Source organism: Candidatus Effluviviaceae Genus V sp. (genome assembly GCA_014728125.1).
Lineage (GTDB): Bacteria > Joyebacterota > Joyebacteria > Joyebacterales > Joyebacteraceae > WJMD01.
In genome coordinates, this window is sequence record WJMD01000029.1 from 1 (window position 1) to 6,603 (window position 6,603).

3 protein-coding genes are annotated in these 6,603 nt (G+C 66.5%); all 3 read right to left on the reverse strand.

Annotated features, from left to right (window positions below):
* Window positions 1-104: 104 nt before the first annotated feature.
* Complete coding sequence (locus GF405_01540; GenBank protein MBD3366839.1) at window positions 105-941, reverse strand: T9SS type A sorting domain-containing protein; 837 nt, start codon at window positions 939-941, stop codon at window positions 105-107.
* A gap of 80 nt (window positions 942-1,021) precedes the next feature.
* The gene (locus GF405_01545) at window positions 1,022-5,092 is read right to left on the reverse strand and encodes a hypothetical protein (GenBank protein ID MBD3366840.1); all 4,071 of its coding nucleotides are present in this window, start codon (window positions 5,090-5,092) and stop codon (window positions 1,022-1,024) included.
* 86 nt (window positions 5,093-5,178) lie between these two features.
* Window positions 5,179-6,603, reverse strand: a 1,425-nt coding sequence (locus tag GF405_01550) for a hypothetical protein (GenBank protein MBD3366841.1), incomplete at its 5' end; no start/stop codon positions are given.

Genomic DNA, 6,603 nt, shown 5'->3' on the forward strand with positions numbered 1-6,603 from the left:
GCAGAATCGTGAGAGCGATGACGCCCGGTATCTTGTTCGGTGTCATGCGCAGCATGGTGTTCGCTCCATGGTTCGGTCGGCGGGGGCTTCACCCCGCGTGTGCGTCATCTGATCCTCAGGATCCTCGTACGGGCTTGCTCACCGCCGGCTTCGAGCTCGACGAAATAGACGCCGGCGGACACGGCCCGGCCCGCGTGATCGGTGCCGTCCCAGCGGAGCGTTCCGTCCCTCGTACCGCGTCCGCACGTGAGCGTGCGGACGACCCGACCCCTCACATCGCATATCCTCACGCGCGCGGCCGTTCCCGCGCGGGGAACCGTGAACGGGATCTCCGTATGGTGGACGAAGGGGTTCGGTGCGGCCGGCCCGAGCGAGACCGGCGCCACCGGAACCCCGACCGCTCCTGAGCACGCCACGTGGACCACGGCGTCGTCCCAGCCGGCGGGGGGAAGGGGATCCCGGTGAACGTCGGTGAACCCGATCGACTGAAGGTGAACGGTCGTGCTTCCGCACTCATTCAGCGCTCTGAAACGGAAGTGCATGAGCTCGCCGGGCCCCTCGATGTAGCTCCCGGCGCCGATCAGCGTGTCGTAGCAGTGCCAGCAGCCGCTCGCGGTGTCGTACTCGGCCCCGAACCATGTCATCACGCCGCTCTGTGCGTACAGGGTCCCCTCCGTCGCCTCCACGAGCTCGAGCTTCTCGGAATCGAACGACAGGTAAAGCTCGGTCCCGGCGATCGAGTCCCCGCAGTCAGTGACCCGAAGGCTCAGCTCGAACTCCTCCTGAGGAAGCACGAGCGTCTCTGCAGGGTCGAAGACGACATACGGCGATGCGAGCGCAGGCTGGAAGAGGACCGCAAGCAGCACCGTCGCGACAACGATCGCCGCGAACAACGGTCCGTGAGTTCCTCTGGTGAACATCCTGCAATAACGGTGTTTCACGACTCCCTCCCGCTCTTCGGCATGTGCGCCGAGGTCGTCGAGCGGGGGCCGCCCGCGGGCGGCCCCCGCGTATCACACGATTACTTGAGAAGCAGCATCTTGCGCTCGCCGCGGTAGCCGGGCGCGTTCATGGTGCAGAAGTAGACGCCACTTCCGACTGCGTCGCCGCGGTCGTCCTCACCGTCCCAGGAGACGACATGCCGTCCGGCATCGCACTCCCGATCGACGAGCGTCCGCACGACGCGTCCCGTCACGTCATAGACGCGGATGGTCACCCGCGCCTCCTCCGGGACGTCGTAGGCGATCGACGTCACCGGGTTGAACGGGTTCGGCGAGTTCTGCGCGAGACGGAATGCCTTCGGAGTGACGCTGGAGCTGTAGCCCTTGAGCTCAGCCTCCAGGTCATTGTTGTCTGCGCCCCTCAGGTCGGCATCGTCGAACCGCACATCGAACTCGTCGCCGAGAGGACGGAAGTTGAGCACCGCAACCTCCCCCGAGCCTCCGATCGTCATGCCGGTTCCGAGCACGGCCAGGTCGATGGCCACGCTATTCTCTCCGGGCTCGCTCCAGAAGAAGACGGGAGCGATGGGCGAGCTCATGTCGTCCGCGAGGCGTGCCCCGACGAACTCGACCTCGGTCGGGTCGTATCCGATCGACGCCGTGAGTCCCTTCACCTCTCCCGCGTTGCCCTCAAGTCTGACCGCGATCTCGACGTCTCCTTCCATCGACCGCGTCCCGCCGAGCGCGAGCTCGAGCGGACCCTCCGCGGGTTCAGGCAGGAACGGCACGACACGCGCGCTCACCACGCCGAAGTTCATCGCGAAGATCATGAGGTCCTCGAACCCGATGAAGTTGTCGGGCGTCGGAAGCCCCAGACGGTTGTAGTCGGGATGCACCGTCGGGCCGACGTCCATCTCGTTCTCCGGCGAACCGGGCGGCGCCTGGTGATAGGTACCGCCGAGCTTGTCCATGTCGTGGAACGTCACCAGACCGTCGTAGCCCCAGCTGCCGAGCCCGTCGGCCACGTCACCCAGCCAGTAGTTGGTCGCCAGGTCCCGGGCCGTCGTCGCGGTCGGTCCGTAGTTCCGGGCCTCGTCGTAGCAGAAGGCCTGGTAGTAGTAGATGTTCCGGTCGACGATGGCGTCGGTCGCGCTCGAGCCGGAGCCGTTGTAGGCCTCCGTCCCAGTCGTCTCGTCAGCCGGGTAGTACCCACCGAGACCACCAGGCCAGCCAGCGACGAAGAGCGGATACACCGGATACTCGCCGGCGTTCGCCGATCTGCGCACCGTCACGCCCGCAAGGACGTAGTTGTCGGTGCCCATCGCCCAGCTGAGCTCGCACTTCTGGTGCCCCGGCGCCGCGTCGAAATCTGCGACCGCGCTCGGCGGGGTGTTGTCGGCCGTGATGTCATCTGAGTCGGAGGCCGTGTTTCCGATGGCATCCGTCGCCGTCACGGTGACCGTGACCACGCCGTCGGACGGCGTGCAGGTCACCGAGGCGAGGTCCCACGTTGCCACCCCACCGGCATAGTTGTCCGGGTTCACGTCGGCGCCGCCGCCGAGACCCGTAAGGTCGGCCTCGATGTCCGTCAGGCCGAAGGCGGGGTCGTCATCCGACACGTTCGCGGTCACCTGCGCCGCGTCGCCGTCCTTGATGTAGTCGTCGGTGTGCGAGAGCGTCACGTTCTCGATGAAGACATCCGAGACGCTCGGCCCCGAGACGTCGACGATCAGGAGACCGTCGTTCTCGAAGAAGCCGGTCAGCGGCGTGTTGTCCTTATCGCGCACGTTGTTGATCGTGACATCGACGTCGCTGGTTCCGACGCTCAGGCCCGTGAACTCGATGGTGAAGAGCGTGCCAGGACCCGTGGCGCCGTCGATGGCACCGAGCAGTGCCGAGTCGACAGTGATCTCGTCCGTCCCGCTGTTCGCGGCGTGGAAGAAGGTCGACCCGATGTCGGTGAGCAGGGTTCCCTCGGTCACCTTCAGACGATCCGAGCTGACGATCGCGCCGTCCCACGAGATCGTGATCGAGTAACCGTAGAGGAGCCCGCTGCCGCCGCCCAGGTAGTCCACGGCGATCGTCTTGACGGGCTCGGCCTCCGTCAGATACTCGGGGTCGGGCACGCAGACGACGTTCCCCGTGAGCCACGGGTCGAAGTCGACGTTGTCTGAGACGTTGTTGCCGAGACCGCCGGGATTGAGGGTGGGATGCTGCGGACCCGTCGGGTCGCCCCACCAGTTGTTCTCGGCGTTCTGAACGGCCCTCGCGGCCGTCGCGTTCGTGTAGAAGCCGTAGCTCGTGTTGCCGTAGAGGAGGCAGTCGTTGACCGTGTAGTCCACGGTCCCGCCGTCCTCATAGGCCACGACGCCGTAGTCCCAGCCGGTCACCTCGCAGCCGGACATGGTCACGGTCGACGTGCCGCCGGCCCAGGAACTCACGCCCCAGCTGTCGGTGGCACCGTTCCCGACGAACCGGCTGTCGGTTATGGCGACCGTCTGCGTCGTCCGTCCGTAGCGCTTCACGCCGTCCTCGGCGAAGGGCTGCGCAGCCGGTCGCTCGGAGCGCGTATCGCTCGTCGAATCGGCGTAGAGCCCGTCTCCGTACGGATCGAGGACCTCGCCGTCGTCGAACGAGCCGTCCATGTCGGAGAACCAGACCGACGGGCCGCAGCGCTCGCATGTGGTGCCTGCGACGTCGACCCCTGAGCCTTCGAGGAGAAGGACGCCGGTGGCTGCCCAGTCGCCGGGCGTGTAGTAGACGTCCGTTACCAGGCAGTCGTCCACGGTGCCGCCCGCGCCGAAGCCGATCTGGATACCGTTCTGCGCCGTGACGTCGGTCGAGCCTGCGCCGATGCAGGTCACGCCGTCTAGGTCGACCGTCAGACCGTCGCCCGAGAGCGCCATCGCGTTCTTCTGAAAGTCCTCGATGTGAACGTCCGCGAGGACGACCATGTACGGACCGTCCGTGTCATTGTACGCGTAGATACCGACGCCGTGCTGCGCGCCGCTGAACGGCGTGTCCATCACGTTGAGAACCTCAGCATCGGTCAGCGAGCCGCCGCCGTTCCAGAAGGCGAGGCCGCTGAACTTACTGTTCGCGTTCCCCTGGCCGTCGCCGTCGATCGTCACGCCGGAGATGTCGACCCCGGTGCAGCCGTCAACGAAGACGACAGGGTAGTTGTTCGAGCTCGTCACGAAGAACTCCGACAGCGTTGCAGGCGACTTGATGATCGTCTGCCCGACGCCGGCACCGACGATGTCGAGGTCGTCCATCGTGATGTGAAGCTGCTCAACGTAGGTGCCTGCGGCGACGTTGACCGTGCTGCCCTGCACCGCGTCGATCCCGTCCTGGATGGAGGCGAAGTGGGTCACGCCCCACCCCGGCGTGGACGCACTGTAGTCGTCGTCCACCCAGACCTCATCGGGGCCCGCCGGAGTGAGAGTCACATGGTAGGTGCCCCCGCCGAGGTCCTCGATGGTCACATCGAACCCCGGGTGCTCGAGCGGAATCGCATCGCTACCCCACGTCCAGTCCATGTCCCACCAGCCCGCGCCGGCTCCGTGCGCCGCGGCATCGCCGTCGTTGGCGTCTACATCACCGGGCACCGTGCCGGTGTACGAGCCGACATCGGTCTCGGCCGCGTACATGTTCGTCCAGTCCATCGTCCCGGACATCGGCGTGCCCTGCGCCGCGTTCTTGTACTGGAGTGCCCAACTGTCCTCTGTCAGCACGAGTGCGTAGTTGTCGTAGTCGGGGACGTCGGGGTTCCAGGCGGCGCCCCACGGAGGGTCGCTGCCGAAGCTGTCGGGATACGCGTCGTGCAGGTCGTACATGCCGTATCCGATGGTGTACGTATCGGTCCCGTCGCAGTTCCAGGGGCCGTCACCGTAGTAGTTCTGCACGAGCGCGCATCCGCCCTCACGGGCGTAGACATCGAACCCACCGCTCGTGGAGATCGCCTCGCCTCCGCCGCCCGGCACGTACCACGAGCCGACGGTGGCATCGATGGTCCCCGTGTAGACCCCTCCACCCGCATCGGTCAGTGCGCCCTCGAACTCGATCGTCGAGCTGGCGACCGAGTTCGCCGATGCCGGGAGAGCGATCAGCAACGCAAGGACCAGCGTCATTGCCAGCGTTGTCGCTCTCATCACATCTCTCCCTGCTGTCTCTTGTGCTGCGAGGAGGGTAGGGGGCCGGGCGCATGCACCCGGCCCCACCGGTTGCCGGTTCCCTCCTACTTCAGAAGCGTCATCTTGGCGCTGCCGCGGTAGTCGGGTGTCTCCATCACGCAGAAGTAGACACCGCTGCCGACGGCCTCACCATTGTCACTCCTACCATCCCAGACAGCCTGGTGACGGCCCGGCTCGACCACGCCGTCGACGAGGGTCCGCACGAGGCGGCCGCTGACGTCGTAGACGCGGACGGAGACCGGAGCCTCGTTCGGCACGTGGTAGCCGATCGTGGTCACCGGGTTGAAGGGGTTCGGAGTGTTCTGGACCAGGCGGAACGTCTCGGGGACGTCGCCCTTCGAGTCGTAGCCGCCGAGCTCAGCCGCGAGCTCCTCGTTGGCCGCGTCGCGGAGCGTCGCTTCCGCGAACTCGAGCGTGAAGTCACTCGAGATCGGACGGAAGGTCAGCGTCGCCACGTCACCGCACCCGCCGATCGTCATGCCGGTACCGAGCACCGCCATATCAACCTGGACGGACGCCTCGTTCTCGCCGTGCCAGAAGAAGACCGGAGCGATCGGCGAGTCCATGTCCTCGGTCATCTGCGCCGAGATGAACTCGACCTCGGTCGGATCGAACGCGATCTCCGCCGAGAGGCCCTTCACCTCGCCCGTGTTGCCCTCGAGGCGGATCGCCACGTCGATCGTCCCGTCCGCCGAACGCACCTCGGACAGAGCCAGCATCAGCTCATCCGCAGGCGTATCCGGCAGGAACGGCACGATGCGCGCGCTGACCACGCCGTAGTTCATCGCGAAGATCACGAGCTCGGGAAATTCGATCTCGTCGTCCGGGATCGGAATGCCGAGACGGTGCCCGTCCTCGGACGGTCCGACGTCGAGCTCGTCGTGGGGCGGGACCGGCGGGTCGTTCGCGTCGTACCGCCGGTAACCGGACGAGAGGGCGCTGATGTCGAAGAAGTCGACCTCGCCGTCGTACCCGCCGCCGCCCGATTGGGTCACGTCGCCGAGCCAGTAGTTCGTGGCCCGGTTCTGGCCGCCCGCGTCCACCGGGCCGTAGTTCAAGGCCCAGTCGTAGACGAACGCGCTGTAGTAGTGGATGTCGCGCGGGACGATCCCGTGCGTCGCGCTCGTGGCGTCGCCCGAGAACGCCTCGCCGTCGCCGGCCGTCTCGTCGGCCGGGTAGGCGGGCGCCGCCGTCTCGTACTGGGGATAGTTACCCCAGGCGTCGTAGCGGACCAGCACACCGTAGTAGTTGGTGTCAAGACCGGTCGGATCGTCCCAGCTGAGCGCGACCTCCTCGTGCGCCGGCGCCGCGTCGAACCCGGTGATCTTGCCGGGTGCGGTGTTGTCGACGACGATGTCGTCGCTCCCCGTGCTCGAGTTGCCGAGCCCGTCGGTCGCCGTGACGACGACTGTCTGCGTGCCGTCCGAGCCGAGCGTCGGATCGTCGAGATCCCAGACAGCGGTCGTGCC